The organism is Citreicella sp. C3M06, from assembly GCF_018860705.1.
Classification (GTDB): Bacteria; Pseudomonadota; Alphaproteobacteria; order Rhodobacterales; family Rhodobacteraceae; genus Salipiger.
In genome coordinates, this window is record NZ_JAHKQA010000053.1 from 14,306 (window position 1) to 32,918 (window position 18,613).

Genomic DNA, 18,613 nt, shown 5'->3' on the forward strand with positions numbered 1-18,613 from the left:
CTTGTGCTTTTCCCTTATGTCTAATAAGTTTGCCTTATCGGACATGGCGTGGCCGCTTGCCGCCCTGTCCCGAAAAGCAACGGGTTTGCGGGTGTCGGATGTCCGGAATTCGTGAGATTCAAGCACTTCCTTGAAAAACGAGTCGGGGTTCATGAGATTCTGTACCGGTATTTATGAGACTGGATGAGTCGGAGTTTGTGAGACCGGCGTTGTCTCGCGGCTTTTTCTGCAGACTGCCGTGCTCTCTCGTCACGCTCAGCGCGCCAGAACCGGGCCGAGATACTTCGCCTCAACGAGAGAGGCCATGCGTCAATCGCCTGCCCGACCCGTCCCCGCCCCTCCGCATCGCTCATGAGCATGACTGAGATCGCCCATTTGACCGGATCTTCAATGATCCGCCCGGCGCCGACCGCCAGCGCGAAACATTGCAAGAGCGAGCCCTGCGCCAGAGCGTGGAGACCGGGTCGCACCGGCTTAGCAAGCACTGGCGCCACCTGATCGTATTCGGGAACTACGACCGTGAGCGCCTGTCGGATGAGCGGCGTAGTCAAAAAATCATGATAGTCCCGGCGGTCTTTCAGAGACATTCGTGGCAGCTCGCACACGTTCGGAGGCGAGGCCCGGCGATGCCGCACCGTCAGAACCCGAAGCACTTCGGGCGCTTCCAGGTCTCCCTGCCCCGCGCCGCGCGCCCAAGCATCGAGATGCGCGGCACCGACCTCGGCAGGCCCTTCAAGCTTCTTGAAGCAGTCCGTACCGAACTGGTCTGACAGGGTCTCGCCGGTGGCATCCCGAAACTCCACACCATGCACCGGGCAGCGAAATCGCCACGGCAGCGCGGCGGCTTTGCGATGCAGGTCTTCGGGACGGTGCGGGCACGGAGACCGGTTCTTCCGCGCGATCATCAAGCGCGCCGCAGACCCCAACTCCCGGAAAGTCATGGCCTGCACCGCTTCGGGCGAAAGGCCGGTCCGAGCCGCGATCAGAGCCCCCTGCCCTTCCGAAAGACGCCATTCCAGGTCGAACACGTCGTGCCCCTTCAGGCCAAGCGTGGCGACGAATTCCGAAACCGTCATGGCGTAGAACGGGGCCATACGTGCGATCCAGGAGGACAGCCGCTCGTCGGCCTCTGGGGCGAATACGACCGGCAGGCGCCCGCACCCCGTCACACCGGCTCTCCCAGAACCGCCTGCAACCGGTCGCCGCCCAGAATATCGCGCGAGAGGATGCGTTCCTCGCCACTTTCGATGGCGGCGATCGCCAGCTGCGACAAGATCGAAAAGATGCCCGAGGTGATGCCGCCAGTCACCTTGATCATGCGCGTCACCGCAAGATCGGCGATCTGGCTTTCGCGCCGAAGCGGCAGCGTGCGCGTGAGCGTGCTCATCAGCCCGTTCAGATCCTCACCTTCCCGCCAGGGCGGCAATGCGAAGGCCTCGAACCGGCGCACCAGTTGATCATCGGTGCGCAGCGCGTTGCGAGCCTGCGCTGTACCAACACAGACCAGCGGGATGCGCAGCTCGTTGCCCAGAAAGCGCAGCATGTTCAGGAATCGTGCCTGTTCGCGGATCGTCCCCGCCTTCAGGCTGTGAATCTCGTCGATGACCAGCATCCCCGGACGCAATTCGGCGAGCAGACGCAAGGCCAGGCTTTCCAGCACAGACAGTGTCGCCCGCGGCGGCTCCGGGGCACCGATCGCCGCCAGGATCCGGCGGTAGAAGTGCGATTCATCAGGCCCAGACACCATCTGCACGGCGACAACCGGCATATGCAGCCGTCCGCTGGTCTCGTCGAAGCTCGATGCGTGATCGCTGGTGAACTTCTCGATGATCATCGTCTTGCCCATGCCGCTGTCGCCGACAATGAGCAGGTTCGGCATGCGGGCGCGCTCGGGAAACGACATCAGCGTTTCCAGCTTCTCCAAGGCGGCCTTAACCCTGGGATAGGAGATCCAGCGGTCGGCGCGAATCCTATGAATGCGCTCCTCGGCGCTGAGCGCGGCGATCTTGCCGGCTCCCGGATAGAGATGCGGGAACTCAGTCATCGTCGTACCACTCCTCGTCCTTGGAGCCGCGATACGGGATGGTGACGTCCAGGGTCCTCTGGCGGCGCAACAGGGTGCTAACGTCAGGCACGGACCACCCCAGCCCGGAAAGGTCCAAAAGGCTTGCCACGAACCCTGTCGTTTGGCGGAGCGGCAGTCCGAGGAGGACCTTGAGGATGAGGCAGACTTGGATCGCCGCGTCGCTATAGGTTTGCTGGCGGCCACACCGACCGGACGTGTTTGTCGATCTATCCCGGAGTGTTCCTCATGATCACCGTCGTCACCATCAACCTTGTCGGGGACCAGGTCCGTCACGTGCTCGACCCAAGGAACCAACGATGAGCGCCGCGCTGGATGTCCGGAGCCTGACCACCCGGTTCGACACCCGCAAGGGCCCAGTGACCGCGGTCAATGACGTCAACTTCAGCGTTCAGCCCGGGCGCATCATGGGACTGGCGGGCGAAAACGGATCGCGCAAAAGCGTCACCGGCTTTTCCATCCTCGGGCTGATCGATGCGCCGGGGCAGATCACCGAAGGTCAGGTTCTGGTCGATGGCACCGACCTGCGCAGCCTCTCGCCGGACGCGCTGCCCCGGATGCGGGGCAAGCATGTGGCCATGGTGTTTCAGGAGCCGATGATGACGCTGAACCCGGTGCTGCGGGTGGGCGACCAGATGGCGATGGCGGTGCGCGTGCATGACCGCGTTTCGAAATCCGCTGCATGGGATCGCGCCCGGCAGGCGCTGGAAACCATGGGCATCCCCGCGCCTGCCGAGCGCCTGCGCGCCTATCCGCATCAGCTGTCGGGGGGCGTGCGCGAGCGCGTCGCCATCGCCACGGCGTTGTTGTACCGCCCCTCGGTGATCATCGCGGATGAATCCACCACCGCGCTGGACGTGTCGATCCAGGCGCAGGTGCTCAACCTGTTCATGGATCTGCGCAAGCGGTTTGGCTTGACGGCGATCTTCATCAGCCACGATCTGGGGGTGGTGCGCCATGTCTGCGACCGCGTGGCGATCATGTACCTGGCCGCGTGGTCGAAAATGGGCCGCGCCGAGACGCTTTATGCCAGCCCACAGCACCCCTACACCCGCGCTCTGTTGGCCTCGGTCCCGACTTTGGGCACCGGGCGCGCCGCGTTCCAGCCCACCAAGGGGTAAATGCCGTCGCCGCTTGACCCACCGGCGGGTTGCGCCTTTCACCCGCGCTGCCCGCATGCCGGGCCCCGTTGCCGTGCCGAGGTGCCGATGCTTGGCCGCATCGGCGCACAGCGGGCCGGCTGCCACCTGCATCACGGGGGCACAGGGCAGAACGCAGCCCAACTGGGACCGCGCGCAGTTGGCCATGGCCAACTTCATATTCTTGCGTCAGACATAACGATCCGGTTGAAATAACCCGATGGGTGTTTGATCCGTTCGATATCCTCCGCGATGCGGTCCAGACAGCGCAGCACTTGCGAACCCCCAAGCCGGGCCATGCCGGCGGTGATGAGCGCATCCTCTATTCCCAGCATCTTTCCAAAGCCAAAGATGATCTGGTGCAACGCATGCCGCGTCCTTGGTGGGTCGGGGTAGAAGCTGGCGAGCGTTGGCATTTCGGACCAGTCGAGCCGATCCTCGCCGTCGCAAGGTTTTTTAGTATCTGGAATATTACGCTCTTTGTGCCGGACGTTTTGTCCGTCTGTGGCGGGCGTCTGTTCTGGTTCCGGGGCGGGGTTGGCCTTGGTCCGGGTGGCGATCAGAGTCTGTATCCGGCGCAAAAGGTCACGCGCGGCGCTCGGGGTGATGCTCGCACGGCGCACCAGCGCGCGGGTCTGTTCGACCCAGTCGCGCTGCGCCTCGTCCAACGGAAGCGCAAGGCAATCCTGCCGCAGCCGCCCGATGATGGCCCGCAAACCGCGCAGCTCCGCGTCCTGTTCGCGGCGTTTGCGCGCGCGATCCACCAACGTTGCCGCCTGCGCCAGAAGCGGAGACAGGTCGATGCCAAAGGCACCGACGATCTTGCCCGCCCGGTGCACGGGAAAGCGTTTGCCATTGGCGCTGTCGCGGCGCTGGATCATGCCGATGTCTTCCAGCTTGGCAAGGTGACGCCGCAACTGACGGTCGGTGATGCCGCGCGCGCGAAAGCACAGCGTGTCATTCGCCGCATAGATCGTCAGCAGCATGTCCGGCGTGATCGGCCGATCGGTGCGGGTCTTGGGGTCGCGGCAGGGCAGGCAGCTGAGCAGCGCATCGATTACGACCACCGAGGCGGCGCGCAGCCCCAGGTCTCGCGCAACGGTGTTCACTGCGACCATCAGATCACGGCGGGAAATCGGTGCGAACCTTGGCTGATCGCAAATCGCTCCATAGCTCGCGCCGGTGAGCGGGGCGGGTTGGGCACAGGTTTCCTGCGCCCCGGCGCCATGCGCCACGGAATTCTGGTGGGTCATCTAATGTCAGACGGCAAAAAAAGATCGTTCACCGAAATCGGTGTTGCAGTGATTCGTGATTGGGGGTACCAATGAAGTGCTAGTAAATCGGAACCCTTCGGAGTGCCTCACCGCCTTCGGGGGGTTTCTTTTTGCGCGTTGTCTGCCTCCTTGCGGCTGGGTGTGTATTGGGTTGGCCATGGCCAACCGGCGGGTGTTGCGGGGCGCGGGCCTAGCCCTTGCCGGATTTCCAGTCGTGATACAGCGCGGCGAGACGCGCCTCGACGAAACCGATGAAGGCGGTGTCGCTGTTGCCCGACACCTCGATCGTCAGCCGGTTGCCGCGCGCGGTGCTGCGCACGGGCGCGGGGGCTGGCGGCACCGGGGCAGGGGGTGTGGCGCGCGGCGTGGCCTTCGTCGACAGGGCGCGGATCAGCCCGGTCAGCCGGTCGGTGGGGCTGTCTGCCTGCGGCACCATCGCCAGCAGCGCGGCCTCGTCCGGGGCGGCATCCAGTTTCAGCAGCCGCCGTAATTCCAGCCAGGGGCGGCGGCCCGCATCATGGGCCGCGCCGATGGCATAGATCACCGCATCGGGCACATCGCGCGCCACGCCGATCAGCTTGCTCAGCGTGCCCTTGTCCACCGCCAGCACATCGCCGATGTCGGCCCGGCTGAAGCCCTGTTCCTCGAGCCGCACGGCAAAGATCGCCTGTTCGATGAAGCTGCGTTCCAGCCGCGCCGAGTTTTCCAGCGCCTGACTGACCAGCGCCTCGCGGTGGTCCATCTCGCGGATATAGGCGCGCACCTTGATGCCAAGCTGGCGGCAGGCGGCGATGCGGCGGCGGCCATAGACCACTTCGTAGCGCGGCCCGGCACCGCGGCGAAACCGCAGCAGCGCGGGCAGTTGTTGCCCCGACGCCTGGATCGAGGCGACAAGATCGTCCAGCCCCTGCGCCACGTCGAAGCGGTCGGCGATCTGCGAATCGGCGATTTCGGCCGGATCGATGTCTTGCGGGGCCTGCGCGGACACTTGCGACAGCACGTCGGACATGCTGCGCAACGACTTGGGGGCGGCGCCCGGGGCAGGGGCCTCGGGGGTGTCGCGGCTGCCCATTTGCGCAAGGCTCTTGGCCAGAAGGTCTCGTTTCATGGCTTGCTGTCCCTCCCCCATGCGGTCTGGATCATCCGTTCGATATCGTTGGAAAACCCGATGACAGAGTTAATCGCGCGTTCGTAGGTCTTGCGGTTGCGGCTTGCGCCAAGGTCGACCTCGAAGATGGTTTTCTGCGCCAGCCCCGCCTCGGACACGGCCGAGGATTTCACGAAGGGCGTTTCGATCACGCTGTCGCCCAGCAGCTTGCGGATCCATTCGGACAGGTCCTGCTGCGTGCTGATGGCGGTGTCAAAGCGCGTGAGAAGATAGGCGAAATTGTCATAGGCCCCGACGCCGCCATTGGCGTGCAGCACCTCAAGCACGCCCGAGGCCATGGTCAGGAACTGGCTGGCCGATGCCAGATCGACCCGTTCGGGGATGATGGTCATCAGCAGGGAAGACGACGCGCAGACCGCCGACATGGTCAGATAGCCCAGTTGCGGCGGGCAATCGATTAGGATGATGTCATAATCGTCTTCGACCTGCCTCAGGCTGTCGCGGATGCGGTTGAAGAACACCGGCTGTTCGCCCCGGCTGAGCGCGGTGGGCGTTTCGGTTTCGTATTCGGACAGGATGATGCCGCCGGGCACCAGATCAAGGCCGGGGAAATAGGTCTTGCGCAGCACATCGGTGATCGGCACACGCGTCGTGTCGCCGTCATTGTAGCGGATCGCGTCGTAAAGCGTGCCGCCCTCGCGGAAATCCAGTTCGGGCTGGTAGCCGAAGAACGTGGTGAGCGAGGCCTGCGGGTCCGCATCCACAAGGCACACCCGATAGCCGCGCAGCGCAAGCCGCATGCCCAGCGTGACCGTCGTGGTGGTCTTGGACGAGCCGCCCTTGAAGTTGACCGTGGACCAGATCTGCAGCTTATCGCCGTCGCGCCGCCCGGGCAGGAACTGGAACGGGTCCTTGGCGGTCTGCGACAGCGCGTGGCGGATTTCGCGGATGTCATCGGCGCTATACAGGCGTTTGCCGCCCGCGCCCTGTTCGACCTCGGGGATGCGCCCGTCGAAATGCGCCTTGCGCAGGTAACCATCGGACACACGCAGCAGCTCGGCGACCTCGGCGGTGGTGAAACTGCGCAGGCTTTTTTCCTCGCGCGGGGCAAGGAACAGTTTGGACATGTGTTCAAGCGCCTCGGAGAGCCGCCCGGCATCCGCCTTGAGCTTGTCATGAAGGATCGGATAGCTCATGCCATGTCCGCCTGAATCTGTCTGCCGCCTGCGCGCCCCGCTTGCGTTCCACCCGTCGATCATATGCTGCCGACTGTGCCAAGGAACGCGCTGGACGCATTTTTGCTGTTTACGCGTTACAGGTATGCCGGGTTGGGGGATGGATCTCAAGGAAAATCGCCTGTGGAATTTGCGGGGCAGGGCGGTGCGCCGGGCCAGATGGGCGGTGAAACTTTCTGTGATACATCAAGGGCAGGAAGTAAGCGGCTGTTTTTGCGTCGAAAAACCATGCACGTCTTATCCACAGATTAAGGGCGGGTCAGCGCGGGTGATATGGCGGCGCAACGGGTTGCGGGCGGCTCGTAACGCAAGACGGGGGCGGATCGGGCGAATCTCATCCCCCCGCGCTATTGAAAGAGTGGCGAGGAAAGCCAGTGCCACGTTGCGGGAATCGCCCACCGGAACCCGGGGTGATTTGGATATCATATATGATGGTCAAACTGGCAATCATGCCATATATGGTATCGTATATGATCATTTGATGCACGGGGACACATGGCCTATCTTGATGCTCTCAAATCCGCCGAGGATCTGCGGGCCGGAATCGCGGAGGCGGCGCGGGCACGGCGGCTGGCGTCGAACCTGACCCAAGACGAGCTGAGCCAACGGTCAGGGGTGTCGATCGCGACGCTTCGCCGTTTCGAAGCGGGCGGGGCGGCCAGCCTTGAAACCGTGCTGCGCATCGCCGAGGCGCTTGGGGCGCTTGAAGGGTTTGCCGACCTGTTCCCGATGCCCCCGGCGCAGACGCTTGACGAACTTGACTCCCTGCCCAAACGCCAGCGCGCCAGCGCAAGGCCCAAGCCATGATCCGCCGGCTGGAGGTCGGGCTGGATTTCGGCGGCGATGCCATCCGGGTCGGGCAGCTGGGACGCGATCCGCGCGATCGGGTCACGGTGCTGGAATGGGGCAGGGATTTCGCCGCGGCGCCGTTGCCGATCCTGCCGCTGGGCAGCGGTTACGGCGGGCTGCTGCGGCCTGACCGCGCCCGCGGTGCTACCTTGCCCGGCCTGTTCGAAGACAGCCTGCCCGACGGCTGGGGCCGGCTGCTTCTGGACCGCGAGATGGCCGCGCGCGGGATCGGTCGCGCCGGGATCGGCGACCTGGAACGGCTGGCATTCGTCGGATGCCACGGGTCAGGCGCACTTACCTATGTGCCCGAAACCGGCGGGGACGGCCCCGGCGAAATCGACCTGGGCTGGTTCGAGTCCATCATCCCCCGCGTCGAAGAGGATGCGACCGCTGACGACCTGACCCGCCTGCGCCGGATTTCTGGTGGCAGCCAGGGGGCGCGGCCGAAATTCGTCGCGCAGATGAACGGGCAGTGTTTGCGCAGTCACCGGCTGCCCCTTGGCGACGGATGGCGCCATGTTCTGATCAAGGCGCGCGCGGCGGGCGATCCGGTCGGCAGCATCGAGGCAGAGCTGGCCTATGGCGCGGCGATGCGCCTTGCGGGCATCGACACAAGCCCCATGACCCGGCTGACCGGCGCCAGCGAAAGCTTTTTCGTGACCGACCGTTTCGACAGGCCGGGCGATGGCCGGCTGCATCTTGCGACGGTCGCGGGGATGCTGGATTGCGGCATGACATATGGGGCGGTCGATTACGCCGACCTGATGAAGCTGGCGCGCATCGTCTGCCGGGATGTGCGCGCGGTAGAGCAGATGTTCCGGCGCATGGTGTTCAATGTGCGCGCGCTCAATCGGGATGACCACGTGCGCAATCACGGCTTTCTCATGGACAGGGCGGGCGCCTGGCGCCTGGCCCCCGCATATGATGTGTCCTGGTCCCAGGGGCCGGGCGGTGAACATTCGCTTGCCGTGGCCGGGGAAGGAAGGCGCCCCGGCGCGGCGGCGCTTGCCCTGGTGGCAAGGGGGGCAGGGCTGCACCCGCGCAGCGCCGCGCGGATCATCGACGAGGTCGACGCCGCCCTGTCCCAATGGCCCCGCCTTGCCGAGCAATTCGCGGTGCCGCCCGCGCTTGATCGCGAGATCGCCGCCGCCCTGACCGAGGCGCGGCGCTGGCGCTAGGCGTTGCCCGCGGTTCGCGGCAAACCCGGGCCGCTTCAGGTCTGAGCAAGCCGGAAGGCGCGCAGCCGGGGCAGAACGGCGCCAAGGTCAAGCGGTTCGCCCTTGCCGAAACCCATGTAGAGGCTGCGAAACAGGCCGTATAGCTCTTGGTAGACGGCTTGGCGCGCTGGGTCGGGATCAAAGCGCCGTACAGCAGGGGCAAGCCGGTCCTGCGCGCTTGCGATGTCGGCAAAAAGCCCCGCCGCGACCGAGGCCACGATGCAGGCGCCCACCCCCGTGGGCGAGCTTTGCGGCACCAGCACCGGCTTGCCCAGCACATCCGCATAGATCTGGTTCAGCACGTCGTTCTTCTGCGGGATGCCGCCGCCGTTGATCACATGGGCGATGGTCATGCCGGTTTCGGCGATGCGCTCGTGGATAAGACGGGTGTGCATGGCCATGCCCTCGATGGCGGCGTGCAGCTCGTCCGCGGCGGTGTGGCCAAGATCCCATCCAAACGTCACGCCCCCAAGGTCCGACCGCACCAGAACCGTGCGGTCGCCGTTGTCCCATGTCAGGCGCAGCAGGCCGGTCTGGCCCGGGCGGTAGACATCAAGCCCCTGCATCAGCGTCGCCACGTCGCTGCCCGCGCGGCGGGCGATGGCGTCGAACAGATCGCCGGTGGCGGATTGACCGGCTTCGACGCCGGTGGTGCCGGGTGTGACCGACCCGGGCACGGCGCCGCAGATGCCGGGCACGGGCCGGATCCCCGCGGGCGCAATGGCGATGAAGCAGGTCGAGGTGCCCACAACGTTCACCACGTCGCCAGGGCGCCCGCCGCTGCCAAGCGCATCCCAATGCGCATCGAAGGCACCGAAGGGCAGGGGAATGCCGGGCCTGAGGCCAAGCTTTTCGGCCCATTCCTCGCACAGGTGACCGGCGACGTCGGGCGCGGCGCCGACGGGGCTGTCGAGCTTTGCGTTGATGCCGTCCAGCAGCGGATCGACGCGGGTCAGGAAATCCTGCGGCGGGTAGCCGCCCCATTTCGGGCTCCACATCCACTTGTGGCCCATGGCGCAGACCGACCGGCGCAGCTGGCCCGGATCGCGCACGCCGCAAAGCGTTGCGACCAGCATGTCGCAATGTTCAATCGCGGTGCCGACGCGGCCCCGCTTGTCCGGGTCGTGGCGCAGGAAATGCAGCAGCTTGGCATAGCCCCATTCATGCGAATAGGTGCCCCCGCACCAATCCAGCGCCTCAAGCCCTTCGGCGCGGGCAAGGGCCGTGATCTCGGCGGCTTCGCGATGCGCCGAATGATCGGCCCACAGGTAGTAATCGCACAGGGGCTGCAACCGGTCGTCCACGACGATGACGCTGGATCCGGTGGTGTCCGCGGCAAAGGCGGCGATGGCGTGCCCGTCTATCCCGGCCTTGGCGATGGCGCCGCGCATGGCGCGGGTCAGCGCATCCATATGGTCGGCGTGGGATTGCCGGGCGACCAGCGGGTCGGCGGGATCGCGGTGCAGCGGGTAGCCTTCGGCCACCGAGGCGACGGCGACGCCCCGGGCTGTGTCCATGATGGTGACGCGCACGCTGAGCGTGCCGAAATCGGCGCCTGCCACATAGGTCATGGTTTCTGCCCGTAGGTGGCTTCGGCGCCGTGCTTGCGCTTGTAATGACGATCAAGCAGCGTCTGCGAGATGGGCTCGGTCGCGGGCACCAGCGCCTGGGCATGCCAGGCCATCTTGGCCACCTCTTCAAGGATGACGGCGTTCAGCACTGCCTCGTCCGGGGTGCGCCCCCAGACAAAGGGGCCGTGGCCAGCCACCAGCACGGCAGGCACCTCAAGCGGGTCGCGCCCTTGGAAGGCTTCGACGATGACGTGGCCGGTGGCCTCGACATAGCGGTTGCGGATCTCGGCGGGGGTCAGCTGGCGCGTGACGGGGATGTCGCCGTGGAAATAGTCGGCATGGGTGGTCCCAAGCGGGATGATCGGCCGGCGCACCTGCGCCATGATGGTGGCAAAGGTCGAATGGGTGTGGATCACCGCACCGATGCCGGAAAAGGCCCGGTACAGCACCAGATGGGTTTCCAGATCGGACGAAGGATTCAGGCGGTTGTCATGGGGCCGCCCGTCCAGATCGCACAGCACCATGTGTTCGGTGGTCATCTGGTCATAGGGCACGCCGCTGGCCTTGATGGCGATCAGCCCCGAATCCCCGTCAATGCCGCTGGCATTGCCGAAGGTCGCCGTCACCAGCCCGTGGCGTACGGTGGCAAGGTTCGCTTTCAGGACCTGGGCTTTGAGGGCATCGAGAGGCATGGCGGTCTTTCGGTCGGGATGGGGCAGGGAACCGCGCGGCGCCGGGAACGCCGCGCGGTGAAGTGGCTTAGCGCTTGGCGGTCCAGCCCTGGTAGTCATCGAGGTTGTCGGCGGTGATCAGCTTGGGTTCGATCAGCACGGTGGTTTCTTCCAGCGTCTCGCCCTTGAACAGCTTGTAGCCAAGGTCAAGCGCCTGGCCCGCCATGGTGTAAGGGTCCTGCGAGGCCGAGGCCTTCATCATCGACCCTTCGGTGGCAAGGCTGTCTTCGGTATCGGGGGCGCCGTCGACGCCGGTGATGATGATGCCATCCCGGCCCAGCTGCTTTGCGGCAAGCTGCGCGCCAAGCGCCATCGGATCGTTGGCACCGAAGACGGCGTCGATGTCATCGAAGCGGGTCAGCAGGCCCTGCATCACCTGCAGGCCGCCATCGCGCGAGCCCTGGCCGTTCTGGTCGTCGGACAGCACGGTGATGCCGTCCGCCGCCGCGAAGACCTCGGAGCAGCCGTCGAAACGATCGTTAAGCGAGGACGACGACGGCCCCTTGATGATCGCCACGTTGCCGGTCCCGCCCAGCTGATCGACGATGTATTCGCAGGCCTTGCGACCGGCGGCGATGTTGTCGGTCATCACCGTCACGTCCGCCCCGGGGGCCGAAACGTCAAAGGCGGCGACCACGATGCCCGCCTGCTTGGCGCGCATCACGGCGGGGGCGATGGCTTCGTCATCGACGGCGTTCAACATGATGATGTCGACGCCTGCCGCGATGAAGTTTTCAATCTGGCTGACCTGCTTGTTCAGGTCGTAATCCGCCGAAACGGACGTGATCTTGACATCGGGGTTGATGTCGCGGGCGCGGTCCTCGATCCCTTCGATGGTGGCGACGAAGAACGGGTTGCCCAGCAGGCCGACCGAAATGCCGATGCTTTCCAGCTTCTTGTCCTGCGCCATCGCAGCGCCAGCGCCAAGGCCGATGGCCGTGGACAGGGCAAGCGTGGCAAGTCCCTTGGTGATACGCATGTCTTCTCCTCCTTGAAAGTCTGCTGCGTCGAATGGTTCAGGTGCGGGCGTTGCCCTTGAGCCGGTAGCGGTCCAGCGCCACGGCGGCGATAATCACAAGGCCCTTGATGATGAATTGCCAGATGTCCGACACTCCGGTCAGGATCAGCCCGTTGGACAGCACCGCGATGATCAGCGCCCCGATCAGCGTGCCCCAGATCGACCCAACCCCGCCGACAAAGCTGGTGCCGCCAAGGATGACCGCCGCGATGGCGTCAAGTTCGTAGGCCTGGCCCAGTTGCAGCCCGTTGGCGGCGTAAAGGCGCGCGGCGGACATCACCCCGCCAAGCCCGGACAGCAGCCCGGACATGCCGTAGACGAACAGCAGCACCAGCGACACCTTGATGCCGGTCAGGCGCGCGGCCTCCTGGTTGCCGCCCACCGCATAGATCCAGGTGCCAAGCACCGTGCGGCGCAGGATGAACCAGGACAGCACGATCACAAGAAGCGCGATCAGCGCAAGGATCGGGATGCCAAGGACCGACCCGTTGCCAAGCACCGCAAAGGGCAGGTTGGCGTTGAACACCGTGGTGTCGTGCCCCATCAGCCGCGCCACGCCGCGCACCGCCGTAAGCGAGCCCAGCGTCACGATGAAGGGCGGCAGCGCGAGAAAGGCGATAAGCGCCCCGTTCGCCAGCCCGAACACCGCCCCGATGCCCAGCCCCACAAGGATGCCAAGCCAGCCAAGCCCCGGCACCAGCGACATGATGACCGCCCCCATCGCCGCCGCCGCCAGGGTCGCGCCGACCGACAGGTCGATCCCCCCCGTAAGGATGACAAAGGTCATGCCCGCCGCCAGCACGATGTTGATCGACGCCTGCTGCATCACGATCGAAAGGTTGTTCACGCTTAGGAACTTGCCGGTCATCAGGTGGAAGCCCACCGCCAGCAGGATCAGCACCGGCAACATGCCAAGCGCGGTGACGAAGCTGCGGATCTGCTGCGCGCCGCCGGGGGCGGACGCTTCGGTGATGTCGCTCATTGGTCTCTCCTCCTTGCCGCGCGTGCGGCGGCCTGCCTGCGGTCAGGCGGCCTGTGTCGTTGCATGGCTGCCGGTGGACAGCTGCATGATCGCTTCCTGGGTGACGGGGGCATCGGCGGTGGGGCTGAGGCATCCGGCGATGGTGCCTTCGCGCATCACCAGCACCCGGTCCGACACGCCGATGACCTCGGGCAGCTCGCTTGAGATCATCACCATGGCAAGCCCCACTTGCGCGAGGCTGTCGATAAGGCGGTAGATTTCGGATTTCGCGCCAACGTCGACGCCGCGCGTCGGCTCGTCCAGGATGATGACCTTGGGCTGCGCTTCCAGCAGACGGGCAAGCAGAACCTTCTGCTGGTTGCCCCCCGACAGGCTGCCGACGCTGATCTGCGGCGTGGGCGCCTTGATCGCCAGAGACTTGAAGGCGCCGGCCGAGCGTTTCGCCGCGCTGGCAAAGCGGCGCAGCCCCATCGGCCCCGCGTCGCGTTCCATCACGCAGATGTTGATGTTGTCATCGATGGTCATGTCAAGGAAAAGGCCAAGCCCCTTGCGGTCTTCGGTCAGGTAGACAATTCCCGCATCCAGCGCCGCGCGCGGGCTTTTGGGCGTGACGTCGCGCCCTTCCAGCAGCACCTTTCCGGCGGTGGCGGGATCGGCGCCGTAGATCAGCCGCGCCAGTTCGGTGCGCCCCGAGCCCACCAGCCCGGCGATGCCCAGCACCTCGCCCCGGCGCACATCGAAGGTGCAATCCTTTACCAGCCTCCCATCGCTCATGCCTTCGACTTGCAGCACGATTTCGCCCGATGCCGCCCCGTCGGAATGCGCTTTCTTGTAAAAGCTGGACACGTCGCGCCCGACCATCATGCGCACCAGCGTCTCGGCGCTGAGGTTCTCGCGCTCAAGCGTGCCCACATAGCTGCCGTCGCGCAGCACCGAACAGAAATCGGACAGGCGATAGATCTCGTCCATGCGGTGGCTGATGTAGATGATCGCGATGCCCTCGGCCTTGAGCGCGGCGATCACCTCGAACAGCTTCTCGGTCTCGCGCATCGACAGCGACGTGGTGGGCTCGTCCATGACGATGATGCGGGCCCTGGTCGAAAGGGCGCGGGCAATCTCGACCAGCTGACGTTCGCCAAGCGACAGGCCCGCCACCTTCGTGCCCGGGGTAAAGCCGACCCCGAGCCTTTCGAGGATCGGCGCGGTTTCGCGGTGCATGGCAGCCCGGTCGACGATGCCGCGCCGCGCGCGTTCGTTGCCCAGAAAGACGTTCTCGGCGACGGTCAGGTTGGGCGCCAGCGACAGTTCCTGATAGATGACGGCGATGCCCGCCGCCTTCGACAGCTTGGGGTTGCCGGTCTGAAGCGGCGCGCCGTCGATCAGGATCTCGCCGCCCGCATCGGGGGTGTAGGCCCCCGACAGGATCTTCATCAGCGTGGATTTGCCCGCGCCGTTTTCGCCCATCAGCGCGTGGACCTGACCGGCGTTTACCCGCAGCGAAACCTTCGACAGGGCCTTAACCGGGCCGAAGGTCTTGGAAATGTCGCGCATGTCCAGAAGCGTGGTCATGGTTGGCCTCCTTCGCCGGTCGGGGCGATGACGACGTCGACGCCCTCGTCCTCAAGCATCCGGGCATCGGCGTCCGACAGCCCGTCGTCGGTGATAAGCCGATGCGCCCGCGACAAAGGCAGGGCGACGGTGGGCGCGCGCACGGCGAACTTGCGGCTGTCGACCATCACGATCGTCTCGTTGGCCTGTCGCGACATCTCGTTGCACAGGCGTACCAGCAGCGGGTGGCTTTCCAGCAGCCCCGCGGCCGAGATCCCCAGGGCGCCGACAAAGAACTGATCGGCGAAAAAATCATAGCTCTTGAGCGCTGGGTCATACAGAATGCCCGGCTCGCGGTGCAGGTCTCCGGCGCCGACGGTCAGCTGACAGGTGCCGTGTTCCGCCAGGTAGCTGGCCAGCGGGATCGAGTTGGTGAACACCCGCAGGTTCCGGTTGGCGATGCGCGAGGCCAGGTGAAAGCAGGTCGACCCGGCGTGCACGATGATGGAAGAGCCGTCGCGCACCAGTTCAGAGGCCGTTTCGGCAATAGCGCGTTTTTGCGTCACGGCGATGTCGCGGTTTTCGAAGAACGGCAGGTTGACGGTCCGGCGCTGGCCCGGGGTGGCGGACGCAGCGATGCCGCCGTGCACCTTCTGACCAAGGCCAGCCTCGGCCAGCTTATCGATGTCGCGGCGCACGGTGGCGGGCGACACGCCGATGATCGACACAAGGTCGTTGACCGACACGAACGCCTGCTCGTCAAGCAGGGCCACGATGGCTTGCTGGCGTGAAAGATCGCTCATGTATCCTCCCCAGGTCCGAGCGTCTTGATGGCGGATCGGGCCCGACATCGAGGTATTGTGCGCATTCGTGACGTATTTCGATCATAAGTGCAATATATTTGTCATTATTAATCGAAAATGATGCGAATCAATCATGAAAACCGGCCGTGTGACGTTTCCCAAGGGTCCGATGGCAGGGGTCACGCACCCTGGCACCGCGTCATCCCGCGCACGAATCGCGGGCCTCTGCCCTGGCTTTCGGGCCTACCTCACCGGCGCGGGCGCGCCGTGTGGGCAGGCGGCGCGGCGGCGCCAGTTCCTACACCATTTCCCGGGACACCACCCAGGCTGCCATGTGACAGCGCTGGCGATGCCTTGGCTCCCTCTTTAATTCAGGCGCTGCCATTGGGAAACAGGGCGGCATTCAGCTTGATGAAGGCCCCTTCATCAAGAGGCTGAAGCTGGGGCCCCTGTCATCTGTCTCTTCATCTGGAAGGCGGGATTTCGAACTGTGGACGTCTCAGAGAAGCCCTCCCAGAAGCCGTCCTATCCACAATCGACGTTCATCCGTGGAGAGATGACAAGCTGCGACCTGTCAAAGATCAGGAGCATTTATTCTGGAAAATGGGCATCAAGGCGAATTTTTCGCAAAAAAAACGAGCGCACCAGGTTTTCCAACGCGAGATTGACCTTTCTCCATTCTGAATCGAATTTTGGTATGCAATCTAACTTTAAGGTATGCATAAGTATTGATCGGAATGCCAATGACACGCCAGATCTCTGAAAGAGCGGCACCTTCAACCGCCTTGCTTGGGGCGGGCAGAAGCGGGAATACCGTCGCACAGCCGATACGGCGTGCATCGACTCTCCTGTTTGATACCGTCGCCGATCTCGACAGGGCCAAGGCGGCCAGGTTTGACAAAGGTACCGAGTTCTACGGTCGGTTCGGAACCCGCGATGTCTTCGCCTTCGAGGAGGCGGTTAGTGTGCTGGAAGGCGCCGAGGCGTCACTTGCCGTACCTTCGGGTCTTGCAGCTTGCGTTCTGCCATTCGTCGCATTCGTAAAGCCTGGCGATCACGTGCTGATCGCGGATACGGCTTACGAGCCCGCCCGAACCAGCTTCGTGCAATACATTGCGCGCAACAACGTCGAGGTAGAGTTTTACGATCCGACCATCGGAGCGGAAATCTCGGAGTTGATCCGGCCGGAAACCCGGCTGATCTACCTCGAGAGCCCCGGCTCCATGACATTCGAGGTGCAGGACATTCCGGCGATTGCTGCGGCCGCCCGCGCTCGCGGTGTGATGACAGTTTGCGACAACACCTGGGCCACCGGGTATTTCTGCCGCCCGCTAGCGCTTGGCGCCGACATTTCTGTACAGGCGGCAACGAAATACATTGTTGGCCATTCCGACGCCATGCTCGGTACCCTTTCGGTGGCCGACACCGAACTCCTGACGCCGCTGCGTCAGGCGGCCAACTGGCTGGGCTATCACGTATCGCCCGACGACGTATTCCTTGCGGCTCGGGGACTGAGGACATTGCCCGCGCGGCTGGAGCTTCACCGCACCGGCGCGCTCGAAGTCGCGTCGTGGATGGAATCCAGGCCGGGTATCCGCCGTGTTATCCATCCCGGGCTCTCATCGCATTCCGGCCACGCGCTCTGGAAACGCGACTTTACCGGATCAACCGGCCTGTTTGCGGCCGTGCTCGATATCACCGACCGCGCACAGGCCGTGCGGTTCGTCGAGGCGCTGCGCCATTTCGGCCTCGGGTTCTCTTGGGGTGGTTTCGAGAGTCTGACCTTGCTCGGCGATCCGTCCGGCGCCCGCACGGCGACGCGCTGGACCGAGACAGGCACGCTGTGCCGGTTCCATATCGGGCTTGAAGCCGTCGCCGACCTGATCGGTGATCTCGATCAGGCGCTGGCCTCAGCGGGGCTCGGCGAAACCGTGGCTGCCTAATTCCTTTTCAGGACCGGCACGCAAGAAGCCGGCCGCCCCTACGGACCCAACAGGAGATATCCATGTCCAGAACTTTCAAACGCCTTATCGCCCCGGTGCTTGCCGCCGGCACGCTGGCCGCATCGCCGCTCAGCGCGGAGAACCTAGAATGGACCTCCGGCTCTCCGGGCGGCAGCTGGTTCAGCATCGTCACCGGCTTGTCCAATATCATCATGGAGCACAATCCGGATATTGCTATCCGCGTGGTCCCCGGCGGTGGTCGCGACAACCCGACCAAGATCGAAGGCGGCATCAGTCAGATGGGCATGGGTATCGATTTCCTCGCTGCCGCGGCGATGAAGGGGATGGATCCTTATGATCAGCCGCAAGAGAAGCTGACCTCGATGGGAGGGACCTGGGCGCCTGCAGAATTCCACGTCATCGTCGATGCCGAAGAAACTCGCAGCCTCGAGGAAATCTTGTCCGATCCCGAGTCGCGCATCGGCACCTCGCCAAGGGCGACGTCCGAGGAACTGACCCTGCAGCGGTCGCTGGCCTTTTACGATAATTCCGCGGATGCCATTGCCGATGGCGGTGGCACCGTGATCACAGGCACCTATAGCCAGCTGACGGCAGCCTTCCAAGACGACCAGATCGACGTGCTATTCGGCGCCGGCAGCGTGCCGACCGGCATCGCACTGGAGGTCGAGACCGGCCGTCGCGACGCCAAGCTTCTGGCCTTCCCGGAAGCTCTGATGGACTACCTCAACACCGAATACGGCTATGGCAAGGGCTCGATCGCAGCGGGCAGCTATGAAAGCCTTCAGTCCGAGGAAAGCGGCGCAGTGCCAGTTACCACGCTAGAGGCAGTGATCCTCGTGTCCACCGAGGTTCCGGAAGACACCGTCTATGCGATGACCAAGACGTTGCTCGAGAACCAGGAAGGCTTCGGCAACATCTACCAGGTTCTGGGTGGATTCGACGCGGAGCGGGCTTGGCAGAACCAACCCGTGCCGCTGAACCCCGGAGCGGAGCGGGCTTACCGCGAGCTGGGCTACATGGACTGATCCTCAGGACGGGCGGCGTCCCAACGCCGCCCGAACCTATACGGCGACGTTTCCCAAACCACAGCC

Annotated in this window: 16 protein-coding genes and 1 pseudogene; 5 read left to right on the plus strand and 12 right to left on the minus strand. The window is 64.6% G+C overall.

Features of this window, described 5'->3' with window-relative positions; genetic code table 11:
• Window positions 1–149: 149 nt before the first annotated feature.
• From KO516_RS12540 to KO516_RS12550, 3 genes and pseudogenes are all read right to left on the minus strand, one after another.
• Entirely contained in the window at window positions 150–1,094 is a 945-nt protein-coding gene (locus KO516_RS12540; protein WP_252737579.1) for a TniQ family protein, read from the minus strand.
• 71 nt (window positions 1,095–1,165) lie between these two features.
• Window positions 1,166–2,044 (minus strand): TniB family NTP-binding protein, encoded by an 879-nt coding sequence (locus KO516_RS12545; RefSeq protein WP_216004133.1) that lies wholly within the window; start codon window positions 2,042–2,044, stop codon window positions 1,166–1,168.
• 22 nt (window positions 2,045–2,066) lie between these two features.
• Window positions 2,067–2,279, minus strand: a pseudogene (locus tag KO516_RS12550) (transposase); the annotation flags it as partial.
• Between the two features lie 103 nt (window positions 2,280–2,382).
• On the opposite strand from KO516_RS12550, the gene KO516_RS12555 reads away from it, so the two are divergent.
• A complete protein-coding gene (locus tag KO516_RS12555; RefSeq protein ID WP_216004134.1) occupies window positions 2,383–3,204 on the plus strand; it encodes an ABC transporter ATP-binding protein in 822 nt (273 codons plus the stop codon).
• Window positions 3,205–3,398: 194 nt separating this feature from the next.
• Here KO516_RS12555 and KO516_RS12560 read toward each other — a convergent pair whose 3' ends face one another.
• The 3 genes from KO516_RS12560 to repA all read right to left on the minus strand — a co-directional run bounded on the left by KO516_RS12560 (window position 3,399) and on the right by repA (window position 6,800).
• Window positions 3,399–4,475, minus strand: coding sequence for a helix-turn-helix domain-containing protein (locus KO516_RS12560; protein WP_252737580.1), 1,077 nt, complete (start codon window positions 4,473–4,475; stop codon window positions 3,399–3,401).
• Between the two features lie 211 nt (window positions 4,476–4,686).
• On the minus strand, window positions 4,687–5,604 hold the full coding sequence (gene repB, locus KO516_RS12565) for a plasmid partitioning protein RepB (RefSeq protein ID WP_216004135.1): 918 nt from the start codon (window positions 5,602–5,604) through the stop codon (window positions 4,687–4,689).
• On the minus strand, window positions 5,601–6,800 hold the full coding sequence (repA, locus tag KO516_RS12570; RefSeq protein ID WP_216004136.1) for a plasmid partitioning protein RepA: 1,200 nt from the start codon (window positions 6,798–6,800) through the stop codon (window positions 5,601–5,603). Before repA ends, repB begins: the two co-directional genes overlap by 4 nt.
• 534 nt (window positions 6,801–7,334) lie before the next feature.
• Here repA and KO516_RS12575 point away from each other — a divergent pair.
• Both KO516_RS12575 and KO516_RS12580 read left to right on the plus strand, forming a co-directional pair.
• Window positions 7,335–7,646: a helix-turn-helix transcriptional regulator gene (locus KO516_RS12575; RefSeq protein ID WP_216004137.1), complete on the plus strand. Its 312-nt coding sequence runs from the start codon at window positions 7,335–7,337 to the stop codon at window positions 7,644–7,646.
• A complete protein-coding gene (locus KO516_RS12580) occupies window positions 7,643–8,866 on the plus strand; it encodes a type II toxin-antitoxin system HipA family toxin (RefSeq protein WP_216004138.1) in 1,224 nt (407 codons plus the stop codon). The genes KO516_RS12575 and KO516_RS12580 overlap by 4 nt, the downstream gene beginning before the upstream one ends.
• A 35-nt stretch (window positions 8,867–8,901) precedes the next feature.
• Here KO516_RS12580 and KO516_RS12585 read toward each other — a convergent pair whose 3' ends face one another.
• The 6 genes from KO516_RS12585 to KO516_RS12610 all read right to left on the minus strand — a co-directional run bounded on the left by KO516_RS12585 (window position 8,902) and on the right by KO516_RS12610 (window position 15,558).
• The gene (locus tag KO516_RS12585) at window positions 8,902–10,476 is read right to left on the minus strand and encodes a ribulokinase (protein WP_216004139.1); all 1,575 of its coding nucleotides are present in this window, start codon (window positions 10,474–10,476) and stop codon (window positions 8,902–8,904) included.
• Window positions 10,473–11,168, minus strand: coding sequence for an L-ribulose-5-phosphate 4-epimerase AraD (gene araD, locus KO516_RS12590; RefSeq protein ID WP_216004140.1), 696 nt, complete (start codon window positions 11,166–11,168; stop codon window positions 10,473–10,475). The genes KO516_RS12585 and araD overlap by 4 nt, the downstream gene beginning before the upstream one ends.
• A 67-nt stretch (window positions 11,169–11,235) precedes the next feature.
• Window positions 11,236–12,186: an ABC transporter substrate-binding protein gene (locus KO516_RS12595; RefSeq protein WP_216004141.1), complete on the minus strand. Its 951-nt coding sequence runs from the start codon at window positions 12,184–12,186 to the stop codon at window positions 11,236–11,238.
• 37 nt (window positions 12,187–12,223) lie between these two features.
• The gene (locus KO516_RS12600; RefSeq protein ID WP_216004142.1) at window positions 12,224–13,207 is read right to left on the minus strand and encodes a ribose ABC transporter permease; all 984 of its coding nucleotides are present in this window, start codon (window positions 13,205–13,207) and stop codon (window positions 12,224–12,226) included.
• A 42-nt stretch (window positions 13,208–13,249) separates the two neighbouring features.
• Window positions 13,250–14,776: a sugar ABC transporter ATP-binding protein gene (locus tag KO516_RS12605; RefSeq protein ID WP_216004143.1), complete on the minus strand. Its 1,527-nt coding sequence runs from the start codon at window positions 14,774–14,776 to the stop codon at window positions 13,250–13,252.
• On the minus strand, window positions 14,773–15,558 hold the full coding sequence (locus tag KO516_RS12610) for a DeoR/GlpR family DNA-binding transcription regulator (protein ID WP_216004144.1): 786 nt from the start codon (window positions 15,556–15,558) through the stop codon (window positions 14,773–14,775). Before KO516_RS12610 ends, KO516_RS12605 begins: the two co-directional genes overlap by 4 nt.
• Window positions 15,559–16,301: 743 nt before the next feature.
• On the opposite strand from KO516_RS12610, the gene metC reads away from it, so the two are divergent.
• Window positions 16,302–17,501 carry a cystathionine beta-lyase gene (gene metC, locus KO516_RS12615; protein ID WP_216004145.1) on the plus strand — a complete coding sequence of 400 codons (1,200 nt, stop codon included), beginning with the start codon at window positions 16,302–16,304 and terminating at the stop codon, window positions 17,499–17,501.
• A 62-nt stretch (window positions 17,502–17,563) separates the two neighbouring features.
• Window positions 17,564–18,547 carry a TAXI family TRAP transporter solute-binding subunit gene (locus KO516_RS12620; protein ID WP_216004146.1) on the plus strand — a complete coding sequence of 328 codons (984 nt, stop codon included), beginning with the start codon at window positions 17,564–17,566 and terminating at the stop codon, window positions 18,545–18,547.
• Window positions 18,548–18,613: the final 66 nt, after the last annotated feature.